Below are 25,340 nucleotides of genomic sequence, written 5' to 3' on the forward strand. Positions count from 1 at the left end.
ACAGACAAGGCCAATCTATAAAACTTTTTCATCTAAACAAAGTCTGGCCAAGCAATGAAATATTTCACTCGCCGTTTAGAGGAAGCGTTGACTTTCTTTCCACAATAATCGTTGGAATAATAATACGCCTCTTAAACTGGGATGGATCTTTTATTTCTTCAATAAGACATCTTGCTGATTCATAACCTAATTGGAAGATTTGGGCTATCAATAGATGTCAAGATTGGGTCAGAATAATTCGTTAGCTGCGTGTTATTAAAGCTAATGATACTAACATCGCCCGGTACACATTTATCTTTATTGACTGGCACTTGTTTCTTTAATTATGGAAACAGAAAGTGCACCAATGACAAGCAGAATACCTGAAATTAAAATCATAGCTGGCATCGACGATCCTATTGCAGGGAATAGGATAAAGCTTAAACAAGATGCAATGATTTGCGGTAAACAGATACTGCCATTAAATAGTCCAAGATACGTTCCCAATTTTTCGCCTGATAAGGCATTAGTAAGAATCGTAAATGGAAATGTCATCATCGCCGCCCAAGCTATCCCAATCAGAGCAAATGAAACAATTAGTAGCCATTGATTATGAATAAAGAATACGGAACTAAACCCGATACCACCAAGAACTAGACTAAGGGCATATGCAGGTTTGCGCTTGTCGCTCTGTACTCGGGTCAAAACAAGTGACCACAATACGGCTCCAATTGCCTGGACAGCTGACAGCATACCAAACCAGTTACCAGCACTCTGGTAAGCAGCTGTCGTTGGATCAGACGTATTCCAAACATTTGCGGAAATTGCTCCTGTACCATATGTCCATAAATACTGGAAGCCCATCCAGCAGAAGAATTGCACATTCGTAATCGTCCAAAATACTTTGGGAGCTTTACGAAGCAATTGCAGCATGCCTACTTTCTCTTTATTAGACTCTTCTGTAATGCCGTGATATGCAGCATATTCTGCTGGTGAATATTCTTTAACCTTAAATATTGTAAACAGGCTGCAGATTATCAGGATGATTGCCCCTGCATAAAAGGAAATGACAACAGACGGCGGTACAACCCCTTTTGGCGCACTGTTAGCCACACCCATTATAGTTAGGATAAAAGGGAAAATACTAGCTAATACTGCACCACTATTTGAGAGAAAACTTTGAATCGAATAGGCAAACCCTTTTTGTTTTTCGTTAACCATGTCACCAACCATCATTTTGAAAGGCTGCATTGCAACATTTGATGACAAGTCCATAAACAGAATCGCAACTGCACCAAAGGTTAGTGCCAGCACTGAACCAAAACCAAAGCCAAAACTACCGGCATTTGGGAGCAGGAACATGACAATTACTGCCACAATAGTTCCCACAATGAGATATGGAATACGACGACCTAGTTTTGGAATCCATGTACGATCAGATAAATACCCGACAATTGGCTGGACAACTAAACCTGCCAGTGGTGGCAGAATAAAGAAGAAGCCTAATTGCGTCGGATCGGCTCCAAGCGTCTGGAAGATACGCCCCATATTTGAACTTTGCAATGAGAATGCCATTTGTACACCTAAAAACCCAAAACTAATCATCCATATCGTACTAATTGGTAAATTAGGTAGTGATTGCTTAGGTGCTTTTTCATGATTGTCTATCGATTTTGCTTCAAGCATTACGTTTACCCTCCTGTGACCTATAAATTTTTTAGATAAATTGCTACCGCCAATACTTATTGGCGATAATCGCAGCTGACTTATGCAAGAAGAAAGAAAGCGTTATCTTTTCTACCTGCAGTTAAATAACTTTTAAACAATAATGCATCCTTTTTAATCCCTCAATAATTCGTGAGATTGTGCAATCGTTTGCATTAAAACCGAGATTTATGCCTAAAAGGCTTAAGGGGCTATGTACTAACAAAATTAAATATTAGAACATTAAGTATTATATATCAATTTACAAATTTGCGCAATCGTTTGCATAAACTTCTATAAGAACATGAATATAATTGCATACCTTGAGATTACCAGTGTAAAAGAGTTTTCCATATTTAGACAGCCCTAAAAATAATTCAATTCGATAAAAATTACGCTGATTACTCCGACCAAAAAATTAACTCTGAGGAAATTGAATGGGGAGGACTGACGCTATTTCCCTATCTCCAAGCTTAAATCCATTATCTCCATTACTAAATTCCTCTATTAATATAAGAGTCTATGCCAATTCTACCGTTTTTCGTATTATTGAAGGATAACCAAATTGGAATAACGAATGTATAGTCAAACAGTTACGTAAGAAAGGAGCTATTTTTGATACTAATCAATTTTCATGTATACCATTCTAAAGGAGGAAATCGATGAGAAAATTTATTAATCGTCCGATTGCCATATTATTCATTATGTTTTTCATCGTAGGAACAGTTCCATCAACGGGTTATGCAAAAAAATTAGAAACGGATTATGACAAATTTGAATTAGTAGCAACAGCAGACGGTGGAATGGTTTCTACATCACATGGATTGGCTACCCAAATAGGGGCAGAGGTGCTTAGAAAAGGTGGGAATGCGATTGATGCAGCAATCGCTGTTCAATATGCATTGACCGTTGTTGAACCAATGATGTCCGGGATTGGCGGAGGTGGATTCATGATGGTATACGACGGAGAAACAGAGGAAATAACCATTGTGAACAGTCGTGAGCGAGCTCCCGCTGGCGCTACATCAGATATGTTTTTAGATGAAGAAGGTAATCCGGTTCCTTTTAATGAGCGTGTACAGCATGGTACAGCCGTCGGGGTGCCAGGTACGCTTAAAGGGCTTGAAGAAGCTCACGAAATATGGGGTTCTCGTCCAATGCAGCAGTTAATCGGACCTGCCGTCAAACTTGCGCAAAAAGGATTTCCAGTAAATGATTATTTAGCAGAAACTGTTGCAGATAATCGAGACAAGCTGATGCAAAGTGCGGCAGCAGAAGTTTTCTTACCTGATGGTGAGCCGATACGTGAAGGAGATCTTCTTGTTCAGGAGGATCTAGCCAACACACTAAAATTAATCCGTTCACATGGTACAGATGTTTTCTATAATGGAGAAATTGCCGATGCATTAGCAGCTACGGTACAGGATTTTGGTGGATCAATGACAGCAGATGATCTAGCAAACTATGATATCACAATCGATGACCCGATATGGGGAGAATATGAGGGCTATGATATTGCGAGTATGCCTCCACCTAGCTCTGGTGGTGTCTTCCTGCTGCAAATGCTAGGGATATTGGATGGATTAGATTTATCTCAATATGATATAAGATCTTTAGAGAAATATCACCTGCTCGCTGAAACGATGCATCTTGCCTATGCAGATCGTGCTGCCTATGCCGGTGATCCAGAATTTGTCGATGTTCCAGTTCAGGGGCTGCTTCATCCAGACTACCTTAAAGAACGACAAGCTTTAGTCGACCTAAACACTGTCAATCTAAATCCGGCAGCAGGCGATCCGTGGCGATACGAAGAAGGCACACCTAACTATCAACCTACTGAACAGCCAGAGAACAGCCAATACGGTGAAACAACGCATTTTACAGTGGCGGATAAGTATGGAAATGTCGTATCTTATACAACGACAATTGAACAAGTTTTCGGTACAGGCATCATGGTGCCTGGATATGGATTCATGTTGAATAATGAATTAACCGATTTTGATGCAGTCCCAGGTGGTGCAAATGAAGTACAGCCAAATAAACGTCCACTAAGCAGTATGACACCGACAATTGTCTTCGAGGACGGTAAGCCTGTATTAACCGTTGGGTCACCTGGTGGCCCTACTATTATTACAACTGTACTGCAAACGATTATACATACACTTGCATACGATCTGAGTCTAGAAGATGCCATTGCAGAGCCACGAATCTATTCGAACAACCTTAGTTCCTATCGCTATGAAACAGATATTCCAAGAAGCATCCTAAATCAGCTAAATGCGATGGGACATTCATTCGGAGCAAGCCCTACAACCATTGGAAATGTACAAAGTATTTTAATTGATCATGAATCTGGAATGTTTAAGGGGGTTGCAGATGATAGCAGAAACGGTGCTGCTATTGGAGTTGAGTTGAAAGGGAAAAAGAGAGGTAAATAAATAGATAGACATATAAATTATGCTTGACTAGCATAAAAGTACTCCCAATTTTACCGTCAAATACACCAAGTCTAAAAGATCCACCAATAGAAAAAGGAGATGACCAACGACATTCATCTCCTTTTCAAATTATTTACACATCAAATTTCATCACAATGGACTGCAGATTTTGTGCCAGATTTGAGAGGTCCTCACTGGCCCTAGAGATCTCTTCCATGGAAGCCGATTGCTCTTCAATAGATGCTGATACTTCCTCTGTTGAGGCGGCATTTTCTTGGGCAATCGCTGCAAGGTTTTGGAGAGCATCGAAAATTTCATCCTTCATTTTTTCTGTTTCTTCACTGGATGCATTTAGCTTTTCAACAGCCTTCCCTGCAATCTTCATGGCTTCATTGATGGCCGTGTATTTCACCTTACTTACATTCATGCTTTCTTCTTGTTTTCCTAAAATAGAAGAAACACTTTCCATGATTTCAACGGAGCTCTTTGAATTATTCTGTAATTCCTTGACGATATTCGCAATATATTTAGTTGAATTTGCTGATTGCTCCGCTAGTTTTCTAATTTCTTCTGCTACCACAGAAAAACCTTTTCCTGATTCACCTGCTCGAGCTGCTTCAATTGCAGCATTTAATGCCAATAAGTTCGTCTGCTCTGCTATATTGGCAATCACACTGCTAGCTTCTCCAATCTTATTCGCACTATCATTCGTTTTAAGAATTCCTTGATGGACTTTGCCCGTCGCTTCACTCGTTTCACTGGAAATGTTTGTTAAGTTTTGAATTTCCATTAACCCTTCTTCTACCGCTTTATTCACCCTTTGTGAGGCAGAATTAACTTCTTTCACATAGGATTGATCATTTTCAATTAACTCACCTAAAATATTTGCCTTATTAGAGCCTTCTTCTGTATTCCGCGCTTGCTCCGAGGCACCGCTTGCAATTCCCTGCACGGCATGCGCTATTTCTTCTGATGCAGCTGCAGAGGTTTGTGAGGTTGCTGTTAACTCCTCGGAAGAGGCAGAAACTTGTTCCGCTGACTGACTAATCCCGCTAATCACTTCTTTAAGACTATCTGTAATCGTTTGGAGTGCTATTGATAAAGCTCCAATTTCATCCTTCTTTTTAAGAAGAGCTTCTGGAACATTCTCTGTTAGATTTAAGTCGGCTATTTTTTTCGAATGCCCAATAATACTAATAATAGGATGTGTAATCGCATTTCCAATGAAATAGGCAATAACGATACTCACTGCTAAAATGATTATCGTAACAATTACAATATTTCTCAGTAGTGTCGGAATAGCCGATTGAACTTCTTCTACATCTGCATTAATACCTAAAATCCATTCTGTACCCTCAATAGTGGCATATCCAGTATAAAGGTCTTTGCCGTTGAAGCTATATTTACCTACTCCTCCTTTTTCTTTAATCATATTGTTAACTAAGTCGCCTAATGATTGTACCTCTGAATCATTCTTTGCTGCTTCGATAGGTGTAAATTGCTCAGATACAAATTCACGATTTGGATGTCCAACAACCGTTCCGTTCGTATTGACAATAAAACCATAACCATTTTCACCATAAACAATCGCTTCCGCAATCTCACTTAACGTATTTCCATCTCTTTGACCAATGAGCACGCCTACGATTCTGCCATCACGTTCAATAGGAGCAGAGAACATGAGCGTTAACTCCTTAGTTGCTTCATCTACAATCAAATCAGATACATTCGCTTCGCCATTGAAAGCAGATTTCACATAATTCTCTTCTCCGACTTGTAAGGTAGAGCCATCAACGAAATGGGCCTCGCCATCTGGATTAACAATCGCAAGCGTTATAAAATGCCCATTTTCCACTTGTTTCATTAATTCTGGTCTTTGATTTTCCCAATCCATACTTTGAACATTCTCGGTACCTGCCAAAACAGCTAACGATTCTATTTGAATATCCACTTTGGCTTGGGTACTAATTGCTGCTTCATTAGAAAAGGCATCTAGCCCAATTTCTGCTTCGGTAATAATTGCATCTCTAGCACCGATTGAAACAAAGATTCCTAACACACAAGATCCTATTACAATTAACGTGGAAAAATAAATAATTAGTTTTGCTTTTATACCCTTCACTCTGACTATCCTCTCATTTCGCATCATTTTTTAATCTATTACTTTATCGGTAGCCAGAGTGCCTTATTGAGATTATATGGCGAGAAATTAATTGGTACTTTTTACCACGGGACATAAAAACAAGCAGCATTGATAAATTGCTGCTTGTTAGGATAATAATCTTTCCTAGACACCTATCGTATTTCAACATTTTGGAGCTTCTTCCTTACCATCTAATTCCTTAATCAATGATATTATCCCCAAAAAAAGAATACCACGGCATTTACTCGCACCGATTATGGGCAATATAAAGATACTCTCTCTTGCAACATTTCTATAACGGCTTCTGGCATTTCCCTGACAGTAATATCGTTACCTAGGAAAAGGACCCAATTTGTTATCTCGTTTAATTCTTCGCGATTATTAACATTGATAAAAGTCTTTAATATGGCTGTGGTTTGGTAAGGATTCGTATAGGAAATGGATAATTTTAAAGGATGGTATTTTTTGAATTGGGTAATCGCCCTTGGACCAAGTTCTATCACAAGGTTGATAACTTCTTCCTGCTTTCTTAGTTTTTCTAAAATCTTATTCCTGCCTAGTCTTTTTTTCTTCGGGTAGAGTTTAACATCAACGAGGTTGTCGACAGGGAAAATCTGTCTCTTTTCTTCCTTTAAGTTAAAGCCTTCAATCAGCCAAAGGCCTTTTTCACGATAAAGGTGCAAAAGATAAATGGCATGGGACTTTATTTCATTCTCTTCTTTGATGGTAATCAATAAATAGCGATCCAAAAGGAGAATTTGAATGAGTTTTTCTAATATCGGATGTGGGAGATCTGATAAATCAAGCAGGTCGGGATTATGTGGGTTTGTCCCTTCGAAAAGTAAGAGCTGATTTAAAAGAACTAGGGTTTCTTGCTGGTTTTCTGAAAGGAGGCCCAGTAATTTTTCAGCTAAAGAGTGACGACTCTTTAAATAGGGAAGCTGCTGATTTCTTGTCGCCATAAAGGCAATAAAAAGGGCTTTAATCTCATTATCAGTAAAGCGAACATCGGGCAAGACAGAATTGTTCATGACAGAATAACCCCCATCCCTGCCAACTTCAGCGACAAGCGGCATTCCCATTGCTTCAATTTCTCGAATATCTCGAATAGCTGTCGACCTAGAGATATTAAATTCCTGCATGATCTCAGAAATTGTAAAGTGGGCGCGGTTGTTAATATACCGCATGATAACATTAATCCGTTCAACTTTTTTCATCGGAACCTCCTAAACAGTATCATTTTTTGACACGTTTTAAGGGTATCATATAACTATCAAGTGGAGGATACAAGTCATTTGATAAGGTGAAACTTTATTTAGCGGGGGGTTCTTTTCACCCCTCTCTGAATATTAGTTGAACCAATCGGGCCGTTACTGGCTGTTGATCTCCCACCTAGAATTTTCGAGTTTACTCAATCCTTTAAGTCGGAGTCTTACAGCCAGTTACACTGCGATAAAGTGAAACTTTATTCAGTGGGGGGTCTTTTCACCCCTCACTGAATATTAGTTGAACCAATCGGGCCGTTACTGGCTGTTGATCTCCAATTTAGAATTTTCGAGTTTACTCAATCCTTGAAGTGGGAGTCTTACAGCCAGTTACATTGCGAAAAATTTAAAGAAGAGGATGGTTTTGAATATGGCAGATTATACATTAGAAGAAAAAGAAAGCTTTACCGTTTTAGGTATTGGTACTGAGCTTAAAAGTGATTACACAGACTATGCTGGCATCAACAAGGAAAAGGCCGATTTTTGGCAGGCTGTCAATGAGGATGGAAGGCTTGATGCGCTAAAAGCTATCGCTACAAATGACTATATTTTTGTTGTCAACGAAGCAGTAAATAACAAGATGATGCATTATGCAGGTGTCATGACAGAGCAATCCTTACCAGAAGCGTCTAGAGTTATCCAATTTCCTAAAGGGGAATATGTAGTCGTTAAAGGGGAAGCAAATACGGATGAAGAGTTGAGTAACAAGCTTACTGGCATTGCCTTTGGGGAAGTCTTGCCAGCAGCAAATCACGTGGCCTATGTCGGCGGACCAAATGCAGCTGTTGTGATGGGTAAGAGAGATGGCTTAGTTTATGGTGAAATGTGGATTCCTGTTGTAAGGAAATAGTGAGATATATGGCGGAAGGACAAGGTTCACTTCAACCTTGCCCTCCGCCCTTTGTACAAACACTTAAAAACACCCCTTCATCATTTTGAAGAGGTGTCTGTTAAATTAAGCATATTGTTTAATGTATGGCTTTACCCATTCTTGGAATTTTGCAATGACATCATCTAAGAAAGCATTCGTTGCTTCATCTGTTAAGTTTCCTTCAGTGTCAAATTTCTCATGGACTGTACCTACATATACTTCATTTCCACCAAAGACTGGAGAATTTAATCCACCCGCAAATAAGATATCTCTTAGGTGCATTTGTGCTTTAACTGAACCTAAAATACCCATTGAAGACCCCATAATAATTGATGGTTTACCATGCATTACTTGATCTACTCGGCTTAACCAATCAATTGCATTTCCTAACACACCAGGAATAGTTGAATTGTATTCAGGTGTTACCCAAAGAACGGCATCAGCTTCTTTGACTTTCGCTTTGAAATCAAGAACTTCTTGTGTTGCATCTAATTCGATATCTTGGTTGTACATTGGCAATGAAGCTAAGTCTAAAATCTCCAATTCAAATTTATCTGCATAACGTTTTTGAACGTGTTTTGCCAATTGTAAATTATATGAATCTTTACGAATACTTCCTACGATTGCTACTACTTTCATTGTGTTGACCTCCAAATGTTATATGTTAACGAGAATCTCAATTTCTATTTGGATCGCTTCGTTCTTCAAAGAGTATAGATTTTTTATATATTAAAATCAAGAAACAACGAGTGAGTTTCATTATTTGAAACTATTATAAAAAAGGTGTAGATTTTAATCCAGGATAGGAGTCAATGCAAGGACCATTGATTTCACTTACGGTCAGGCTCATCGTAACATATCAAATTGAAGTTATTATATATTCAAGCATATCCAATCGTCTTATTAAGAATGGAGGGTTTTTTATGAAAAAGTTTAATGTTTTTGCAATTGTTAGTGGGGGGATTTCTGGTTTGGCCGCATCTATTTATGTACTAGGGCCGTTTACTCTGTGATTCTTTTGGAAAAATCCAGTCAATTGGAAAGAAAAATAGACGATGCCAATTTTGACTTGACCACCAAAATGGCGGTCAACTCTTTATTGTTTAGCAAATCTCTTTTTATTTCGATAATCCTAAAATTAACTCCTTATAGATATCGAAAAATGCAAAGTAGTAATCTTTGTAGACATATTCATCTGTTTTATGTGCCATTTTTGTTTCGCCTGGACCAAACATCATGAATGGGAAGTTAGCCTCTTTATCTCGTAATAAGTTGGATGCATCCGTCACCCCTGGCGAACCTTTAACGGAAATTTCCAAATCTAAATGTTTTTTACCGAGTTCTTTAGCAAGTTCAACCATTTCAGACTGTCCTGTAGTGAAAACACTTGGTAATGACATTGTCACTTCAACATCTATATTAGAACCTTCTTTATTGTATTTGTCAGCTGTTGTGTTGAATAACTCAATCACTTCATCGTTATCAAATTCGGGAATAGTACGTACGTTTATTTCAGCTACAGCTTTTTCTGGAACTGAGTTTACTTGATTCCCTGCATTGAAAATCGTTGTACTCATAACCAATTTATCCAGAACTTCATTTTTACGATCATCGCCATTCAGCTCTTCGTCTAATTCTAATAGATATTCCATCAATGGATTAATCGCATTATAACCTTGGTCAGGCATAGAACTGTGTGCCGCTTCACCAATAGATGTTAAACAAAAGTTAAGTGATCCTTTGTGAGAGTAAATAATCGTGTCATGAGAAGGTTCAGCTACCCATAGATAATCTACATCATCCATATAGCCTTCTTCGTATAATTTTTTAGAACCTGCACCACCGACTTCTTCACCAGTCGTTGCCATAAAACGGACAGTACCATTTTTTAGTTCATTATTTTCTTTGAGTTCAATCATCACTAAAGCAAGGTTTACTAATCCTGCTTTCATGTCATTTGTTCCACGTCCGTATAATTTTCCGTCTCTTTCAGTCAATGTGAACGGATCCGTTGTCCAATCACTTTCATCACCAGGAGAAACGACATCCATATGACCAGAAACGCCAATGACTGGACTCCCGCTTCCAATTTCGGCTACTAAGTTAACACGAGTGTCTGTAACCGGAACAATTTTAGATTCAATGCCATATTCAGCAAATAAATCTTTCAAGTAATTTGCCACTTCGATTTCATTTTCATTAATAGATTTAATCGCTATAATGTCAGATAGAATCTTTATCTTTTCTTCTTCTGTAAAGTGTTTCATACTAAATCCCTCCAAAATATCATCTGTCAATTCTCTGTAAGAATATTACTGTATTTTGCCGAAAGTCCAGTAATAAGTTAGCCACTTTAGAACTCTGCAAGGTTAAGACCGATTAATAAAAATTCCCATGAAATAAAGGTCACTTACTATTATACAGCTGTTTGTCATGCATACATAATTGTATTGTTTACAGTATCCATCGATAATATTAATATCATTAATTGTTAAAGGAGAGTGGAATTTCGAGCAGCTTTTTGAATGATTTGAGAAGAGGACAGTCTCTGACCTAGCAGGTGCTCCTGCCGTAACATAAACTGCCAAAGGAGTACAAAAACTACAGATAAATTATCAAATTCACCTGTAGTGTAATTCATTACCCTAAACTATATTTTGTAAAAGCACATAAAGATTTCATATCCAACTTGTTTCATGTTAACTTATGCATCACCATTTGTTTATTTCAAAATATCTTCAAGGGAATTTGTCACACGAATGGCCCGTGGTTTATAGTCGGATATATAATTGACTGATCCTTGTCCTCCGAGGTAGAAGGCTATGTCATTTTGCTTTTCAGCAAATTGATCCAATTTTTGCAGCAGCTGAGGATCTGTTTCAAATGGTATTGTGGTTGTTGCGGACAACAGCACTACATTGGGCTTTAGTCTACTTATCAAAGATTCAATTGCGCCGGGTGCAGGGGAAGCTCCGATTAATTGAGTTTTCCATCCCTTTAGCATGAAACGCAATAGTATCAAATGCAGCGGTACTTCATGATGTTCATATGGCAGACATGCTCCGAGAGCAAATGGAGCAGATTCCCGATATTGATAATTCCGCCTGATTTGAACAAGAAAATCCCTTACAACCAGGCTCGATACCGATTCCTGATATTCATCCCACTCATGAGTCTCCCACTTTCTTCCTACCTCTTTTAAAAAAGGAACCACAATATTGGTTAAAAATTGGTCTAGCCCTACATGATGATATGCTTGCTTTAGAATAAAATTTATTTCTACTTCATCACAGTGCCTGCCTTTTTCTAAAAGCAGTAAGACATACTCATTCCATTGCTCATAATGGAGAGATTCTCCCTTCCCCTTCAATGTTGGTACTTCGGGGTTTTCTCCCACTTCTTTTACAAGAAGAGCTGCTTGTTTAAGCGAGTGTCCTTGTTCCGAAAGTAACTTCATTTTCAAAAGCGTTTTAACATCCTCTTGACGATATACTCTATAACCATTTTCAAGTCGCTTCGGTTGAATAACGCCATAACGTTCTTCCCATTTTCTAATTACTTGTTTTGATAATCCTGTCATATCTGCAACTTGTTGAATGGCAAATAATCCATTTTTATTGGATTGTATCATCCATTTCACCTTCTTAGTAACTTGTCCAAATCCATTAGGCATAATTAGTATAGCGAATTCCTTTACCTTGTACAAGGTTATCACGATAAACGTTATACAAAATGAAATTACCACTGTATCCCTTATTATATACCACGATATTTGTATAATGTTTTATATTAATTATTATACAAACATTTGACAAAAAATCCATTTCCATTAATAATATTGTTAAACGTAACTTATTATCTTAAGTTAAAAGGGAGTGACAGAGTGTTTTTAGCATGGCAGGAAATTAAAAAAAATAAACTACGATTTACCTTAATTACAGGGGTTTTAATGCTTGTTTCTTATCTGGTATTCTTTCTCTCTGGACTTGCGACTGGTCTCGCAGACCTGAATAGGGAGGCCGTTGATAAATGGGAAGCATCAGCAATTATTCTTACCGACGAATCAGATAAAAGCTTGCCTCAATCATTCATGTCGATCGATCAGCTAGAGGATATTGATGCGAAAGAAACGGCTGTAATCGGTCAACTAAACGCTATTGCCAGCCAAGGTGACAATAAGCAGAATATCGCTCTCTTTGGCATTAACCAAAAGGAATTTCTTATGCCAAATGTGACAGAAGGAAGGGCATTTGAAGAAGCATATGAGGTTATTGCTGATGGGTCATTAAAAGAAGAGGGATTCGAATTAGGTGATGAATTAACCTTGTCTTCCAGTGACCAACGTTTAACGATTGTTGGATTTACAGACAACGCTCGCTTTAATGCTGCACCTGTTCTCTATACAAACCTTTCTAGCTTCCACCAAGTCAAATTTGGTGAGGCAGCTGAACAGAATAATGATCAAATAAACGGAATTGTTGTACGAGATGATTCCATTTCCAATCTCACCGAAAATGATGAGCTTGAGTCTATTGAAATCGAAACATTTATTGAAAATTTACCTGGTTATACAGAACAAAAGCTTACCTTAAATTTCATGATTTACTTCCTTTTTGGTATTTCATCGATCATTGTAGCGATTTTCTTATATGTGTTAACCGTGCAGAAGATCAGTATGTTCGGGGTCATGAAGGCTCAAGGTATTTCCAGTTCATATTTATCTCGGTCTGTAGTGGCGCAAACCATGATTCTAGCGTTTATAGGGACAGTGATAGGTTTTGTCTTAACACTCATTTCAGGAGCTTTTTTACCAGCAGCAGTTCCTGTTTCGTTTGACCTGGCCTTAATGATAATCTATGGATTAATTCTGATCGCTGTTGCAACTGCTGGTGCGGTTTTCTCAGTTTTAACGATTGTTCGAATTGATCCGCTGAAAGCGATAGGAGGGTAATAAATGGCAGTATTAGAGTTACATCAAGTAAAGAAGAGTTTTGGAAGTGGTCATAAAAAAGTGGATGCCTTAAAGGAAACAGATTTCATTGCTGATCGCGGGGAATTAATTGCGATTATTGGTCCTTCAGGATCTGGGAAAAGTACCTTTCTTACAATTGTTGGAGGATTATTATCACCAAGCTCAGGCGATGTAGTGATCAATGGGAAAAATCTGACCGATTTGAATGAAAAACAGCGTTCACAGCTACGACTCAAAGAAATTGGATTTGTGTTACAAGCGTCGAACCTGGTTCCCTTTCTCTCGGTGGCCAATCAGATGAAACTATTAGACAAAGTGAAAAAAGGAAATATGTCGGAAATGGACCGAAATCAGCTTTATGAGGAGTTGGGAATTGCTGACTTACTCAATAAGTATCCTTCCGACTTATCCGGCGGGCAACGTCAGCGTGTAGCTATCGCTAAAGCTTTGTATAGCAACCCTTCGATTATTTTGGCTGACGAGCCTACAGCCTCTCTTGATTCAGACCGCGCCTATGAAGTTATGGAGCTATTAAAAAATGTAACGAAACAGAAAAAAACAACGACGATTGTAGTAACTCATGATATTCGGCTTGTGGACTATTGTGACAAAATTTACAATATGACAGATGGTGTCCTTACAGAAACAGAAGAACATACGAATAGATCACTTGTTGCTGAAGAAAGTCGATAGCACACCGTTACTTAATGCGAGACACAAGGAAATTCGAAACTCCTTGTGTCGTTTTACTTACACAAAAAAGGCAGATATCGTTTAGTATGACAATAGTCCTAACTTATAGTAGAATTTAGTTCAGTATTTACTGAAAATTATCTATGTATTGGTTCGATAAATATATAATAGGAGATTGAATAGAGATGAAGTTTGACTATCTTTCCAAAAACACCTTATCTAGTACTCAAGTGTTAGATAAAGATGCGGTACTTACTGCTTTAGAACATTCATTAGCTATGATTGAATTTGATCCTTATGGAACTGTAGTTTGGGCAAATCATAATTTTGCAAAAGCGATGGGTTACAGTGTAGAAGAATTGCCTAACACACATCATCGTCAATTCTGTATTCCACAGTTTGCTCAAAGTCTGGAATATGATAATTTTTGGAGAAACTTGCGAAATGGAGAGTCTTTTCAAGAAAAAATACAAAGAGTGACGAAGCAAGGGAATGTTATATGGCTTGAAGCAACCTATACACCTGTTTTAGATAAAAATCAAAAAGTACAAGCCGTCATTAAAGTCGCTACGGATATTACAGCACGTGAAAATGGTGCTTCGAAGGTAACACATGAATTGCAAGAAATGGCAGAGAATCTAAAGAAACGTGCGGATGATGGCATTGCCCGTAGTCAAGAGGTTACCTCTGCAATTAACCTAGTTATTGAACAAACCAATGGAAACATGGAAATTTTGCAAACACTTATTAATCAAACCGATGCCATTCACGGTATAGTGAAAACGATTAATGATATCGCTTCTCAAACAAATTTATTAGCTTTGAATGCGGCAATTCAAGCAGCGCATGCTGGAGAACATGGACGAGCCTTTAATGTTGTAGCAAACGAAGTAAGAAAGTTAGCAAATCAATCGAAGGAAGCAACCCAAGAGGTACATTCCAATGTCGGAAAAATCATTGAACAAGTGCAAAATATAAGTACTGGAACCAAAGATTCAGAAAAGATTATTTCTGATTGCCATTCTCGTATTGAGCAAGCAGTTCATGCTTTTATTGGCATTGGAGAATCAGCCCGTCAGCTTGATATACAAGCAAAAACTTTAGTAGATCAGATACAAGGACAATATTAAACGCTTAAATTTAAATGACTTTATTGTTATGTGTCAATATGCGGATTAAAAATTAAATAATTTTATTTTAACCCCATGCTAAAATCAGCATGGGGTTATGCATGATTTTGTCATTAAAAACTTTGTTTCAAGGACTTCTCCTTTATAAAATTAGCATATTAGAACATATAAAGGTAACAATAATGATGGTGAACAAACACCAACTAACTTCGATGTAGGGGGATTTTACTATGAATATTCGTGAAGGAGTAATACCAACTGCATTAGGGACAGCTGTAACGGCTGCAGGTTACGCAATGAAACAAAATCACGGTTCAAACAAAATGATTGCAAATACCGTTTTTGGTTTCGGTTTGGCACACGTAGTATTAGGCGTAATAGACCTTGTAGAGCATCGTCGTTAAAAATAGGAAGGTCGAGCAGTGTTATGCTCGCCTTCTCTAATAATCAACTAATCAACAGATATGCCTTCTTCGCTACTGAAATTCTGTAAATACATGTTTACAACAGGTGAAGGGGTTTCGGTATATATTTATATTGCGACTACAATAGATCAGTTCACGATAAGCAAATGTGTGGTAGACGTTGCATCAATAATAATCTTGAGCCACTATCAAAATATGATAGTGGCTCAGTTCTCCCATAAGTGGATTATTTTCTTGTCCGGGTGGATTTAACCTATGTCCTTCTTCATTATATTTACGAACAGACCAACGACCATCAGCATAATGATAAAAAAAGATGGGAGTTGATTACATGAGCACTTTTGATCCAGAAAAACTATCTGTAGAATTTATGGAAGGTACTACTGCTACCGAACCCATTATTCCAAGGCGTTACACACTAACGCACTCCGATTTAACTGGAGAACTATTTTTAAACATCGGAACGAATTATGCCTGGGGGAAAATTAATCCTTCGAGGGACGAAGTTTTGGGCGAGTGGAGACAATGTGGAACTGCTTTATTTTTTGATGTTTGTTTATACGTAGATCAAGGGGAATTTTCACTGTCTACTTCTGCAAAAAGAAATGAAATATTTAGACGTGAATTACCACTTGCATTAAATGCGATACGATACAGTGATAGGTATTTCTTCAAAACATATCCATATTTAGATCAAGCTCCTATCATTGTTAACTTTATGTCCACTTATCCCCAGTTTGCAAGGCGCGAAAATTGGGGGACTTTCGAGAGCTTTGCCACCTTCCCAAAAGGCAGCCTCACAGAACGCAATAATTAATGTGAATTCAACAGAAGAAAACATTGCGTCAATTCCAATAGCAATTGCACCATCTTTGCCTGTACTTCGTTATTAATATAAGTAGGTAAGCCTTAATAGCTTACCTATTATTTATCCTAATATTATATTAAATCCTCTGTTCCATTTCCGGGGTTAGAATTGGCTCTAATCATCAATTTCTGCCTATTAACAATTCCTTCAATTAACCTCCTAAGGCAAGCTTCTTGCTGTGATTCAGTAAGTTCTTTCGTTCCTCCATATCCAACAAGTTTTTGTCTGAAATCCGGCGTAGCGAAAGTATGCGGAACCGGTGAAACATTTTTTATTGTAACAAGGACAAACTAATATAGGTATAGAATTCAATTTTTCATACCTTTGGAATTTAAGGATAAACTCACAGAATAGATATTTTTACTTGAATAATCTATGCCCGGTTCTTTTTTATAGAATTGGGGAAAATATTTATTGAGTCATAAATAAAATAATCTCTATTCTGGTAACTTTAATAATGGTAATATACAAGAGGTGCATATATTATTTAAATTCATCAGGAGGTTTACATATGAAATATGGTATTGCGATTATAGGTATTCTTGTTGTATTGTTTTTGGCTTGGCTGGTAAGCTCAAATCGAAAAGAGATAAAATTTAAACCAATTATCACGATGATTGTCATTCAAATTATTTTCTCAGTAGTACTGTTAAATACGGAATATGGCTCCATCATCATTCAGGGAATTTCTGCTTTTTTTAACAAATTGCTCGAATACGCAAGCGAAGGGGTCAACTTTGTATTTGGCGGCTTAGCAAACGAAGGTGAGGCTCCATTCTTTTTAACTGTATTGCTGCCAATCGTATTTATTTCTGTATTGATTGGTATTCTCCAGCACCTGAGAATTCTGCCTTTCCTTATGAAGGGAATTGGGTTGCTATTAAGCAAAGTGAATGGGATGGGTACCATTGAATCGTATAATGCAGTTGCTTCGTTGATGGTCGGACAATCCGAAGTTTTCATCACATTAAAGAAACAACTTGGACTACTTTCGAAACAGCGTATGTATACACTATGTGCTTCGGCAATGTCGACTGTATCGATGTCCATCGTTGCTGCTTATATGACAATGCTCGAACCACAATATGTTGTCACAGCATTAGTTTTAAATTTATTTGGCGGTTTTATCATAGCCTCTATTATTAATCCATACGAGGTAAATCCAGAGGAAGATATGTTAGTAATAAAGGATCAGAGAAAGCAGTCATTTTTTGAAATGCTCGGGGAGTATATCCTTGATGGTTTTAAGGTTGCTGTTATCGTTGGCGCCATGCTGATTGGGTTCATTGCTTTAATGGCAGGAATCAATCACGTGTTCGAACTAATATTCAGCATTTCCTTCCAGCACCTATTAGGTTATCTATTTGCTCCTTTTGCACTGTTAATGGGAATTCCTTTATCAGAGGCAGTTAGTGCCGGAGGGATTATGGCAACTAAATTAGTGACCAATGAATTTGTCGCGATGTTGGATTTATCCGGTGGCAGCCATGAATTCAGTTCCCGTACACTTGGGATTCTTTCTGTGTTCCTTGTATCGTTCGCCAACTTCTCATCAATTGGCATTATTACCGGTGCTGTTAAAGGTCTGAACGAAAAGCAAGGGAATGTAGTCGCAAGTTTTGGACTGAAGCTATTATATGGTGCTACACTTGTTAGTATCCTTTCAGGTATCATCGTTAGTTTCGTTTTATAAAATACTAAAGCGCAAGCGCCCGTTTAGCGACGTAGGTGAGGGAAGTCTCGCTAACGCTTTAGCGCTGGAGCTGGACGTGGCAACTGTTGTCACAAGAATTGAATAGGAGGATTTTATACTTTCCTCTTCTGTAAGATAGGCAGTGGTTCGCTACCACTGCCTTTTTCTAATTTCCCATAAAATAATAATTTCTGGCTAAAACGATTTAATATCCATTTACAAAGTCGGTAATTGTTACCATTTCGTCTTCTGTAAGTTCTCTGTTTACGTATTTACCGTATTCCTCGATTATTTTCTGTTTATCTCCACCGCAACTATCTGTATATTTCGCAATGGTTCTAAGCTTGGCTGCTTCCTGATTAAATTCCTCTTTGGATATTGGCTTTTGATGCGAAGGTATATATGTATCTGCATCAAATGATTCTAATTCATCTAATAGCCGCAGTGTTTCCTTGATTGTATAGTTTTCTCTAGCGGCATACATATTCGGATAAATACAGTCAGCAAGGAAGAGGATTTTATCTTCTTTGATATACACAATTACTGAATCTGCAGCGTGGTCTCCTCCAACATACTGCACAATACAAGTTACCCCGCCCAGATCTATTTCCACTCGTTTTTCAAAAGTTAAATCTGGCAAGACAACCTTAATATCTCGGTGGTCCTTGTATTCCTCTTTAATTGCCTTCGCGCAAAATTCAATTTCTATTCCTTCTTTCACTCGTTCATCTAATGCATCGTCTGACCATGAAAATGGAATCAGCTCTTCCATTGCTTTTTTTGTTTTATTGGAAGCAATCGAAACGGTATTAGGCAATGCTGAAAGACCAAAGATATGATCCCAATGCCAATGAGTAAGAACAACCATGTCAGGATGTGGGACCTCTCTTTTTAAAAGTTCTTTTAAAAAATAATTTGTATGGTCTTCCGAGTTGCCTGCATCAATCATTAATGTCTTGTTATTGCCAACCACCATCCCGAGAATAGGCCGATCTGTCAACGATATTGCAGTGATATACCAAAAATGCTTCCCTATTTTATTAATTGAGTGCATAAAGTGCTGCCACCTTTCTTTTTTTTATATTTTTAGTCAAACAGCTGTTGTTTACTCATAGGTGAATTTTCTAAAAAACTTCCTCTATTTTATAGATAAAGCGAGTATAAAACATATAAACCTTCTTTAATCTAATAAAATTACAGTTGAAATACTAGAATTGCATAAGAAAAGACCTTAAACACTAAGGTCTAATTAGCTTTCCTAAATATTACTTTTTTTACAACAAAGTAAATTGGCATAAAGATTGCCACGAAAAGACCTATATCAACTAATAATGATGACAAATTAAATTCGTCACTAAACAAATGATAATTAAAACCGATAAGTGCCGTTACCCCTTCGTAGGTAAGAACTGTTAATAAAATACTAATCATTCCTAAAGTAAAGTCCTTCAAATAATCCACCCCAAAAATAATAATTTCATTTGTCTACATTACCATAATTCACACGTTAAACCACTTTATTAGATAAATAAAAACAACAATCTTTTAGAAAAACTGCCTTGTTTTTTAATATTGCTACTCGTCCCAGCTATAATTCTGTTTTTCACTGGGTAAGTCACCTCAGACTCGGTGAATGAGGATGAATTGGTATTACTAGTGTGACTGTAAAAAAGATTTTCGTAAACAAAGGTTCCATTTGGGAGCCAAGATTAATAATACTTCCAATAATAATCCTTGGAGAATCTTTGAAATAATTTAAAGGAAATGAATAACTTTTGTCGAAATACTTAATAGCATTACAAATGTATTTTGGGAGGTCCAAGTATGTTACTTTACAATTGATATCATCTGCCTAATTTCATAAAAAAATTTAGGAGCTGATGATAATGTTATATAAAAATAGCCTTGAGAACATTTACCATGAGATGTTAGAAGGTTTTTTTGTAGACTGGCCGAATCCACCAAGTACCGAAACTCATTTAAAAATATTGAATAACAGCAGTAAAATAGTCATTGCAATAGATTCTAATACAAATAGAGTTGTCGGATTCATTACAGCAATCAGTGATGGGGTTATTTCTGCATACATTCCACTTCTAGAAGTTCTTCCAGCATATAAGAATAAAGGCATCGGTAAGGAATTAGTTCATAGAATGCTTCAACAACTTGACGACATTTATATGATTGATTTGTGCTGCGATGAAGAATTAGTTCCCTATTATAAAAAATTTGGAATGATGACTGCTACAGGCATGATAAAAAGAAATTATAAGATGCAATCAGGGGAAATTTAATATATTCTTGATTTTGGTTGCTAATAATCATATATTACAAAACCACATACAAGCAGTAAATATGGTTTATGTTGAAAATGAGTGAACTTATTAGAAAGAACCCAGCCCTCTTTTTGATGAAGGCTGGGTTAATTATTGAAGTTAAAATAAGATTTACTAGTTATTCAACTTTCACACCGTTGATTCCGTCGGCCACCCTCAGCTTGGACCCGTCAATGCCGTCAACGATGTTTTCGACTATGCTGAGTTCCTCCCCGGCATCGACTCTGATGCCGTTGGCGGACTGTCGAATAACGTTGGCCTCGATTCTGATCCCTGAGGGCATTCCTGTTCCCCGTCCGTCTGTACCGCTATCCTCTTTAAGACGGATGGCCCAGAACCCGTCTGTCCCTCCAGTGATGTGGTTACCGTGCAACTCCGTTCCCGGGCCATTGCGGACTTCGATTCCGACCTTCGAATCCTCTCCGGCTGTGATCCTGTTGTCCTCAATGAGGGTGTCAGGAGTTCCCAGGATGACAAGGACTCCTTGACGGTTTCCAATCAGGTCGTTGGAGTGCACCCAGTTTCCAGGTCCTGAAGCGTCATGTTTGTTCTTGGACCCTCCGGAATTTCCGAGTGCGATACCCGCCCGCTGTCCGCCAACGACCGTATTATCCCGGACTTCGTTTAAGTATTCACCCTCGCCGTGCAGGTCGATGGCGTCGAGGTGACTGCCAACGATTGTATTCTCCGCCACTAGATTGTTATGCGTGGGGAACTGCAGCAGAATGGCGTGCCGCAGATGCTTGCCATCAAAGGTATTGCCGATTACGACGTTGTGCCTGGAATCGTTGGAGGCATTCGGATCATGCTGGTCCGCTGAGCCCTCAATAGCAATGCCGTAACCCTGTCCTCCGGGACCGACAGCAGTTGCCTCACTGATGTAGTTTTCAGAAAGGGTTACTTCACGACTTGCCTTGACGGAGATGCCATGGCGCTCGAACTTACGGATGCCAAGGTTTTCCACTAAGACCCTGGAGCTGGCCTGCCCTTCGTTGGCTCCGAGATGAATCCCGTACATCGGGCCACCGCCCGCGTCGCTGTCGTCGGGGTCATCACCGAGTGAACCCTCATGACGGGAGGTGATGGTGAAGTCAGTGATAATGACGTCCTGGACTCCGGAGCCACGGATTACCCGGCTGTCTTCCTCGCCATCGAAGGAGGTCAGCAGTACAGTTCTCTCCTGACCCTCGCCGCGCAGGTCTACACCACTGCTAAGCACGATGTTCGCCGACTCGTCGTCCGCGTCAGTGGAGCGCAAGTCATACGTGCCAGCCGGCAGCAAGACTTCGTCACCCGGTTCAGCCGCGTCCAGGGCAGCCCGAATGGCTGCTGCGTCATCGTCTGAGTCCGGATCTGGATTTGCCCCAAAGTCCGTAACATCTAGCGTCCTGCCCATGGCCGGACCCGGTGTCGGCACCTCGATTGGTGCTCCTGACCGGTCCACCAAGCCGGGGAGCTGCCAGTCTCCTCGCTCAGATGGAGCAGGTTCCACGGCTTCGTCACTCTCGGACGGTTTGGGTTCTACGACCTCATCACTATCAGACGGTGCGAGTTCTACGGCTTCATCACTCTCGACCGGTGCAGATTCTACGGCTTCATCACTCTCGACCGGTGCAGATTCTACGGCTTCATCGCTCTCGACCGGTGCAGATTCTACGGCTTCATCGCTCTCGACCGGCTCGTTGGATTCCTCAACGGCGCATGCGGTCAAGAGGACCAACAGGACAAGGACCATCCACCATGTATGCGCCAGCCCTCGCCGACTGTTCTGAACAAATTCCTTCATCAGACTTCTCACTTCCTCTATACACTCTTTTTGTCCCTCCCGTCGCACATGAAAGCGACGAGAAAAGCGGTGAGCCAACTCGCTCACCGCCTCCGGGATGTCTCGACGCCCTCTATTGGGTCACCGATGTCATCTCATGACCAGGGGCCTACATATTAAAGCCCCCTTGCCATTGCTGTTATCATTGGCTATTGCCATCGTTGTTGCCATGTCCATGACCATGGCCTTTGTGGTGGCCTTTGTGGTGGCCTTTGTGGTGGCCTTTGTTACCTTTGTTATTGTCCTTGCCGTTGTCCTTATTGAGTTTGAAGTTCAACGGGATGTTCTTTTCCAACGGAGTGTCTGCCGAGGAACCACCGACATGTACACGGTATTTTCCATCAACAGTAGCCCACTCGCCATCAGCCCAGTTCTCAAGATTGTCCGGTTCTTCCGGAATAAAATATGAGAATGGGTGGTTAGAATCAGCCTGGTTAATTCGTACAGTCACGCGTTCGCTCTCACCTGGCTCAAGATCAACTTTCTCGAAGTTGACAAGTCGTTTGGTCGGTTGCCCTGCCTCGTCCGGCAGTGTTAGGTAGACCTGTGCCGATTCTTTTCCGGCAACGTCACCAGTGTTCGTAATTGTAAAGGACACGTCAATACCGGACAATGATCCTTTTTTGCCTTTACCTTCACCGCGAACTTTCTTCACTTTAAGCTTGTCATACTCAAAAGTCGTATACGATAGACCGTACCCGAATGGGAATACTGGCTTCACATTATTAGCTTCATACCAGCGGTAGCCCATCTCTAGACCCTCAGTATACTGGGCGATTAGCTGGTCTGAACCATCACCGTATGGGCCTGGTCCGCCTGGCTTGCCTGTATCTTGACGCGTTCCAGGGAATTGTTCTTCTGTCGCGAAGGCAGCTTCACGCTCGGTCGCACCGAATGTCATTGGTAGCTTACCAGAAGGATTGACTTTACCGTAAAGCAAGTTAGCCACGGCATTTCCATCCTCCATGCCTGGGAACCAAGCTTCAAGTACTGCAGGTACCTCATCCAACCACGGCATTAGCACCGTACCAGAAGTCTTTAGGACCACAGCAGTATTCTCTGCATTTGCCTCTAACACCGCATCAATCATCGGCTCTTGCTCCACCCAGTCCTCTCGATCCTTGTGTTCGTCAAGGTCGATAGCCGGGAAACCAAGAGTATCACGGTCCACAGTCTCATGCGGGTTGTCACCGATCATGAGAAGCACGACGTCGGACTCAGCAGCAAGCTTAGCAGCAGCCTCCGGGTCACGGCCATCGTTGTATGTTACTTCAGTGTCATAGCCTAGTTCCTCGATAACATTCTCTAGTCCCTCCTGTGGAGTGACCGTGTAAGGAGTTACAACGTTCTCGTTATTGTCCCGAACAGAGCGTGGAGACATCTTAGCCTCACCAGCAAACCATTCAAGACCGATTAGTGCGATTGACTCTGGCTCACCGTCTAGCGGCAGGAAGTCGTTATCGTTCTTTAATAGCACAGACCCTTCTTCTGCCATCTTCCGTGCGCTAGCACCATTAGCAATCGGATCAACGATCTCCGGCAGGAACTCGTCGTAAGGCTCATCCATATGGCCATATTCGATCATCTTAATGTAGCGCGGACGAAGAAGATTGTCGATGTCGTCCTCGTTTACCTCACCTGAATCAAGTGCATCCTGGATTATTTCTTGAGTGTAGTACTGCGGTGCCCAGTCGAGCTCAACATTCGTTCCTGCCTTAATGGCAGCTACCGTGTCGTGAATCGCGCGACGGTCACTCATAACGTATCCATCAAAGCCCCAGTTGTCCCTAAGTGCATCTTGGAGCAATTCAGAGCTATCACAAGCATAAGTACCGTTAACATCCGGGAATGAGCACATCACGGAGGCTGGATCAGCATCCTTGACTGTCATCTCGAAAGGTAGCATGTACAGTTCGTTCATAGCCTTTGAAGGAACCTGAACACCCATCGTCCAACGCTCAGTCTCCTGCTCGTTACCGGCCAAGTGCTTAAGTTGTGCCTGTACTCCCTGGTCCTGGATACCCTTGACCTGCTGGGTCGCCAGGATACCCGTCAAGTATGGGTCCTCACTGAAGTACTCATAATTACGGCCACCGTATGGATGACGAATAAGGTTCATACCCGGCCCAAGCAACACGTGATGTGCAAAGGCACGAGTTTCTTCGCCGAGAATACGGCCTGCTTCATAGTTAAGCTCGCTGTTGAAAGTTGCAGCTAGCGCTGGTGTCGAAGGCAGTCCTGTCGCTATCGGGTCATTGCCACACGATCCACCTTTTACGCCCGTACCACCGTTTGTCATACGGATTGTGGGAATACCTAAATCCTCAATCCCACGGATTTGACGGCCAGTGTCCTGCCATTCACATCCAGGCAAAGTGCCCTCTGGAGCGAATTCACCATTCTGGTATTTACTAGTACCGCCCTTGTTGATGACAACCGTCTCACCGGTGTCGTTCTCATTGAAGCGTGAGATAGCGATTTGCTGGATCTTCTGCTCCATTGTCATCTCATCGAGAAGCAGTTCAGTGCGCTCCTCAGCAGACAGCTTGGTGTTCATCCAGGGGTTGACCCCTTCCGTTCCACTGTTCATCGCATTAGCAGGAACTAATGAAGACATAAAGATTATTGCTGTCAAAAAAATTGTACTTATTCGTTTTATCATCCTAGTTTCTCCCTTACTATGTATTAATCTATTAGTAGTAAAGTAATTCTTATTATTATCATTATCCTTACTAACCTACCAAGTCTCTTAGTATAGAGAAAAACTATTACGCTAATATGAACGGTAGATTACAGTACAGTAATAAAAACCACGATATTAGTAACGCTCCCAAAGTCCTGAAAATGGTGCTCAAATGCTGTAGCAATCAATGATTTGCCAAATAAGCAATCAAAATAAATAAATTTAAATGAGCATTATTCTAAATATACAGACTGGAATATTATGGGTTAATATACATTTATTGTATAAGCATTGTTACTATAATATTTCAAAATC

Annotated in this window: 20 protein-coding genes; 10 read left to right on the top strand and 10 right to left on the bottom strand. The window is 39.9% G+C overall.

All coding sequences use genetic code 11. The features are described 5' to 3' along the window. Window positions 1–179 precede the first annotated feature (179 nt). A complete protein-coding gene (locus CWR45_RS20595) occupies window positions 180–311 on the bottom strand; it encodes a substrate-binding domain-containing protein (protein WP_484203127.1) in 132 nt (43 codons plus the stop codon). After that, window positions 298–1,665, bottom strand: a complete 1,368-nt coding sequence (locus tag CWR45_RS13990; RefSeq protein WP_115750479.1) for an SLC45 family MFS transporter — start codon at window positions 1,663–1,665, stop codon at window positions 298–300. The genes CWR45_RS20595 and CWR45_RS13990 overlap by 14 nt, the downstream gene beginning before the upstream one ends. Window positions 1,666–2,345: 680 nt before the next feature. On the opposite strand from CWR45_RS13990, the gene ggt reads away from it, so the two are divergent. Continuing rightward, on the top strand, window positions 2,346–4,121 hold the full coding sequence (gene ggt / locus CWR45_RS13995) for a gamma-glutamyltransferase (protein ID WP_115750480.1): 1,776 nt from the start codon (window positions 2,346–2,348) through the stop codon (window positions 4,119–4,121). Between the two features lie 133 nt (window positions 4,122–4,254). On the opposite strand, the gene CWR45_RS14000 is transcribed toward ggt, so the two are convergent. Together CWR45_RS14000 and CWR45_RS14005 are read right to left on the bottom strand one after the other, a co-directional pair. Continuing rightward, a complete protein-coding gene (locus CWR45_RS14000) occupies window positions 4,255–6,243 on the bottom strand; it encodes a methyl-accepting chemotaxis protein (protein WP_211315974.1) in 1,989 nt (662 codons plus the stop codon). A 275-nt stretch (window positions 6,244–6,518) separates the two neighbouring features. Next, window positions 6,519–7,481, bottom strand: coding sequence for a helix-turn-helix transcriptional regulator (locus CWR45_RS14005; protein ID WP_115750482.1), 963 nt, complete (start codon window positions 7,479–7,481; stop codon window positions 6,519–6,521). A gap of 418 nt (window positions 7,482–7,899) precedes the next feature. On the opposite strand from CWR45_RS14005, the gene CWR45_RS14010 reads away from it, so the two are divergent. Further along, the gene (locus tag CWR45_RS14010) at window positions 7,900–8,379 is read left to right on the top strand and encodes a GyrI-like domain-containing protein (RefSeq protein WP_115750483.1); all 480 of its coding nucleotides are present in this window, start codon (window positions 7,900–7,902) and stop codon (window positions 8,377–8,379) included. A 105-nt stretch (window positions 8,380–8,484) separates the two neighbouring features. Here CWR45_RS14010 and CWR45_RS14015 read toward each other — a convergent pair whose 3' ends face one another. Then, window positions 8,485–9,039, bottom strand: coding sequence for an NADPH-dependent FMN reductase (locus CWR45_RS14015; RefSeq protein WP_115750484.1), 555 nt, complete (start codon window positions 9,037–9,039; stop codon window positions 8,485–8,487). A 173-nt stretch (window positions 9,040–9,212) separates the two neighbouring features. On the opposite strand from CWR45_RS14015, the gene CWR45_RS19880 reads away from it, so the two are divergent. Then, window positions 9,213–9,413: a hypothetical protein gene (locus CWR45_RS19880; protein ID WP_170138871.1), complete on the top strand. Its 201-nt coding sequence runs from the start codon at window positions 9,213–9,215 to the stop codon at window positions 9,411–9,413. A gap of 105 nt (window positions 9,414–9,518) precedes the next feature. Here CWR45_RS19880 and CWR45_RS14020 read toward each other — a convergent pair whose 3' ends face one another. Together CWR45_RS14020 and CWR45_RS14025 are read right to left on the bottom strand one after the other, a co-directional pair. Further along, a complete protein-coding gene (locus tag CWR45_RS14020) occupies window positions 9,519–10,667 on the bottom strand; it encodes an ArgE/DapE family deacylase (protein WP_115750485.1) in 1,149 nt (382 codons plus the stop codon). Between the two features lie 455 nt (window positions 10,668–11,122). Beyond that, the gene (locus CWR45_RS14025) at window positions 11,123–12,031 is read right to left on the bottom strand and encodes a MerR family transcriptional regulator (protein ID WP_115750642.1); all 909 of its coding nucleotides are present in this window, start codon (window positions 12,029–12,031) and stop codon (window positions 11,123–11,125) included. Window positions 12,032–12,283: 252 nt separating this feature from the next. Here CWR45_RS14025 and CWR45_RS14030 point away from each other — a divergent pair, with 252 nt between their 5' ends. From CWR45_RS14030 to CWR45_RS14055, 6 genes are all read left to right on the top strand, one after another. After that, window positions 12,284–13,351, top strand: a complete 1,068-nt coding sequence (locus CWR45_RS14030; protein ID WP_115750486.1) for an ABC transporter permease — start codon at window positions 12,284–12,286, stop codon at window positions 13,349–13,351. Window positions 13,352–13,354: 3 nt separating this feature from the next. After that, a complete protein-coding gene (locus CWR45_RS14035; RefSeq protein ID WP_115750487.1) occupies window positions 13,355–14,065 on the top strand; it encodes an ABC transporter ATP-binding protein in 711 nt (236 codons plus the stop codon). Between the two features lie 185 nt (window positions 14,066–14,250). Further along, window positions 14,251–15,195: a methyl-accepting chemotaxis protein gene (locus CWR45_RS14040; RefSeq protein WP_115750488.1), complete on the top strand. Its 945-nt coding sequence runs from the start codon at window positions 14,251–14,253 to the stop codon at window positions 15,193–15,195. A 230-nt stretch (window positions 15,196–15,425) separates the two neighbouring features. Continuing rightward, window positions 15,426–15,599 (top strand): asparagine synthase, encoded by a 174-nt coding sequence (locus tag CWR45_RS14045; RefSeq protein WP_115750489.1) that lies wholly within the window; start codon window positions 15,426–15,428, stop codon window positions 15,597–15,599. A gap of 352 nt (window positions 15,600–15,951) precedes the next feature. After that, window positions 15,952–16,437, top strand: a complete 486-nt coding sequence (locus CWR45_RS14050) for a staygreen family protein (protein WP_115750490.1) — start codon at window positions 15,952–15,954, stop codon at window positions 16,435–16,437. Between the two features lie 562 nt (window positions 16,438–16,999). Next, window positions 17,000–18,181 (top strand): NupC/NupG family nucleoside CNT transporter, encoded by a 1,182-nt coding sequence (locus CWR45_RS14055; RefSeq protein ID WP_115750491.1) that lies wholly within the window; start codon window positions 17,000–17,002, stop codon window positions 18,179–18,181. Between the two features lie 205 nt (window positions 18,182–18,386). Here CWR45_RS14055 and CWR45_RS14060 read toward each other — a convergent pair whose 3' ends face one another. Continuing rightward, the gene (locus tag CWR45_RS14060; protein WP_115750492.1) at window positions 18,387–19,235 is read right to left on the bottom strand and encodes an MBL fold metallo-hydrolase; all 849 of its coding nucleotides are present in this window, start codon (window positions 19,233–19,235) and stop codon (window positions 18,387–18,389) included. A gap of 832 nt (window positions 19,236–20,067) precedes the next feature. On the opposite strand from CWR45_RS14060, the gene CWR45_RS14070 reads away from it, so the two are divergent. Beyond that, window positions 20,068–20,475, top strand: coding sequence for a GNAT family N-acetyltransferase (locus CWR45_RS14070; RefSeq protein WP_115750494.1), 408 nt, complete (start codon window positions 20,068–20,070; stop codon window positions 20,473–20,475). Between the two features lie 160 nt (window positions 20,476–20,635). On the opposite strand, the gene CWR45_RS14075 is transcribed toward CWR45_RS14070, so the two are convergent. Beyond that, complete coding sequence (locus CWR45_RS14075) at window positions 20,636–22,303, bottom strand: right-handed parallel beta-helix repeat-containing protein (RefSeq protein WP_115750495.1); 1,668 nt, start codon at window positions 22,301–22,303, stop codon at window positions 20,636–20,638. Window positions 22,304–22,484: 181 nt separating this feature from the next. Then, window positions 22,485–25,004: a beta-glucosidase gene (locus CWR45_RS14080; RefSeq protein WP_115750496.1), complete on the bottom strand. Its 2,520-nt coding sequence runs from the start codon at window positions 25,002–25,004 to the stop codon at window positions 22,485–22,487. Window positions 25,005–25,340: the final 336 nt, after the last annotated feature.

This window comes from Oceanobacillus chungangensis, assembly GCF_003369565.1.
GTDB lineage: Bacteria > Bacillota > Bacilli > Bacillales > Amphibacillaceae > Oceanobacillus > Oceanobacillus chungangensis.

Bases quoted from the DNA above. Each gene is read 5' to 3' on its own strand.
- CWR45_RS13990 (WP_115750479.1), bottom strand. From the start codon at position 1,665: ATGCTTGAAGCAAAATCGATAGACAATCATGAAAAAGCACCTAAGCAA.
- ggt (WP_115750480.1), top strand. From the start codon at position 2,346: ATGAGAAAATTTATTAATCGTCCGATTGCCATATTATTCATTATGTTT.
- CWR45_RS14005 (WP_115750482.1), bottom strand. From the start codon at position 7,481: ATGAAAAAAGTTGAACGGATTAATGTTATCATGCGGTATATTAACAAC.
- CWR45_RS14010 (WP_115750483.1), top strand. From the start codon at position 7,900: ATGGCAGATTATACATTAGAAGAAAAAGAAAGCTTTACCGTTTTAGGT.
- CWR45_RS14015 (WP_115750484.1), bottom strand. From the start codon at position 9,039: ATGAAAGTAGTAGCAATCGTAGGAAGTATTCGTAAAGATTCATATAAT.
- CWR45_RS19880 (WP_170138871.1), top strand. From the start codon at position 9,213: ATGCAAGGACCATTGATTTCACTTACGGTCAGGCTCATCGTAACATAT.
- CWR45_RS14020 (WP_115750485.1), bottom strand. From the start codon at position 10,667: ATGAAACACTTTACAGAAGAAGAAAAGATAAAGATTCTATCTGACATT.
- CWR45_RS14025 (WP_115750642.1), bottom strand. From the start codon at position 12,031: ATGATACAATCCAATAAAAATGGATTATTTGCCATTCAACAAGTTGCA.
- CWR45_RS14035 (WP_115750487.1), top strand. From the start codon at position 13,355: ATGGCAGTATTAGAGTTACATCAAGTAAAGAAGAGTTTTGGAAGTGGT.
- CWR45_RS14040 (WP_115750488.1), top strand. From the start codon at position 14,251: ATGAAGTTTGACTATCTTTCCAAAAACACCTTATCTAGTACTCAAGTG.
- CWR45_RS14045 (WP_115750489.1), top strand. From the start codon at position 15,426: ATGAATATTCGTGAAGGAGTAATACCAACTGCATTAGGGACAGCTGTA.
- CWR45_RS14050 (WP_115750490.1), top strand. From the start codon at position 15,952: ATGAGCACTTTTGATCCAGAAAAACTATCTGTAGAATTTATGGAAGGT.
- CWR45_RS14055 (WP_115750491.1), top strand. From the start codon at position 17,000: ATGAAATATGGTATTGCGATTATAGGTATTCTTGTTGTATTGTTTTTG.
- CWR45_RS14060 (WP_115750492.1), bottom strand. From the start codon at position 19,235: ATGCACTCAATTAATAAAATAGGGAAGCATTTTTGGTATATCACTGCA.
- CWR45_RS14070 (WP_115750494.1), top strand. From the start codon at position 20,068: ATGTTATATAAAAATAGCCTTGAGAACATTTACCATGAGATGTTAGAA.
- CWR45_RS14075 (WP_115750495.1), bottom strand. From the start codon at position 22,303: ATGAAGGAATTTGTTCAGAACAGTCGGCGAGGGCTGGCGCATACATGG.
- CWR45_RS14080 (WP_115750496.1), bottom strand. From the start codon at position 25,004: ATGATAAAACGAATAAGTACAATTTTTTTGACAGCAATAATCTTTATG.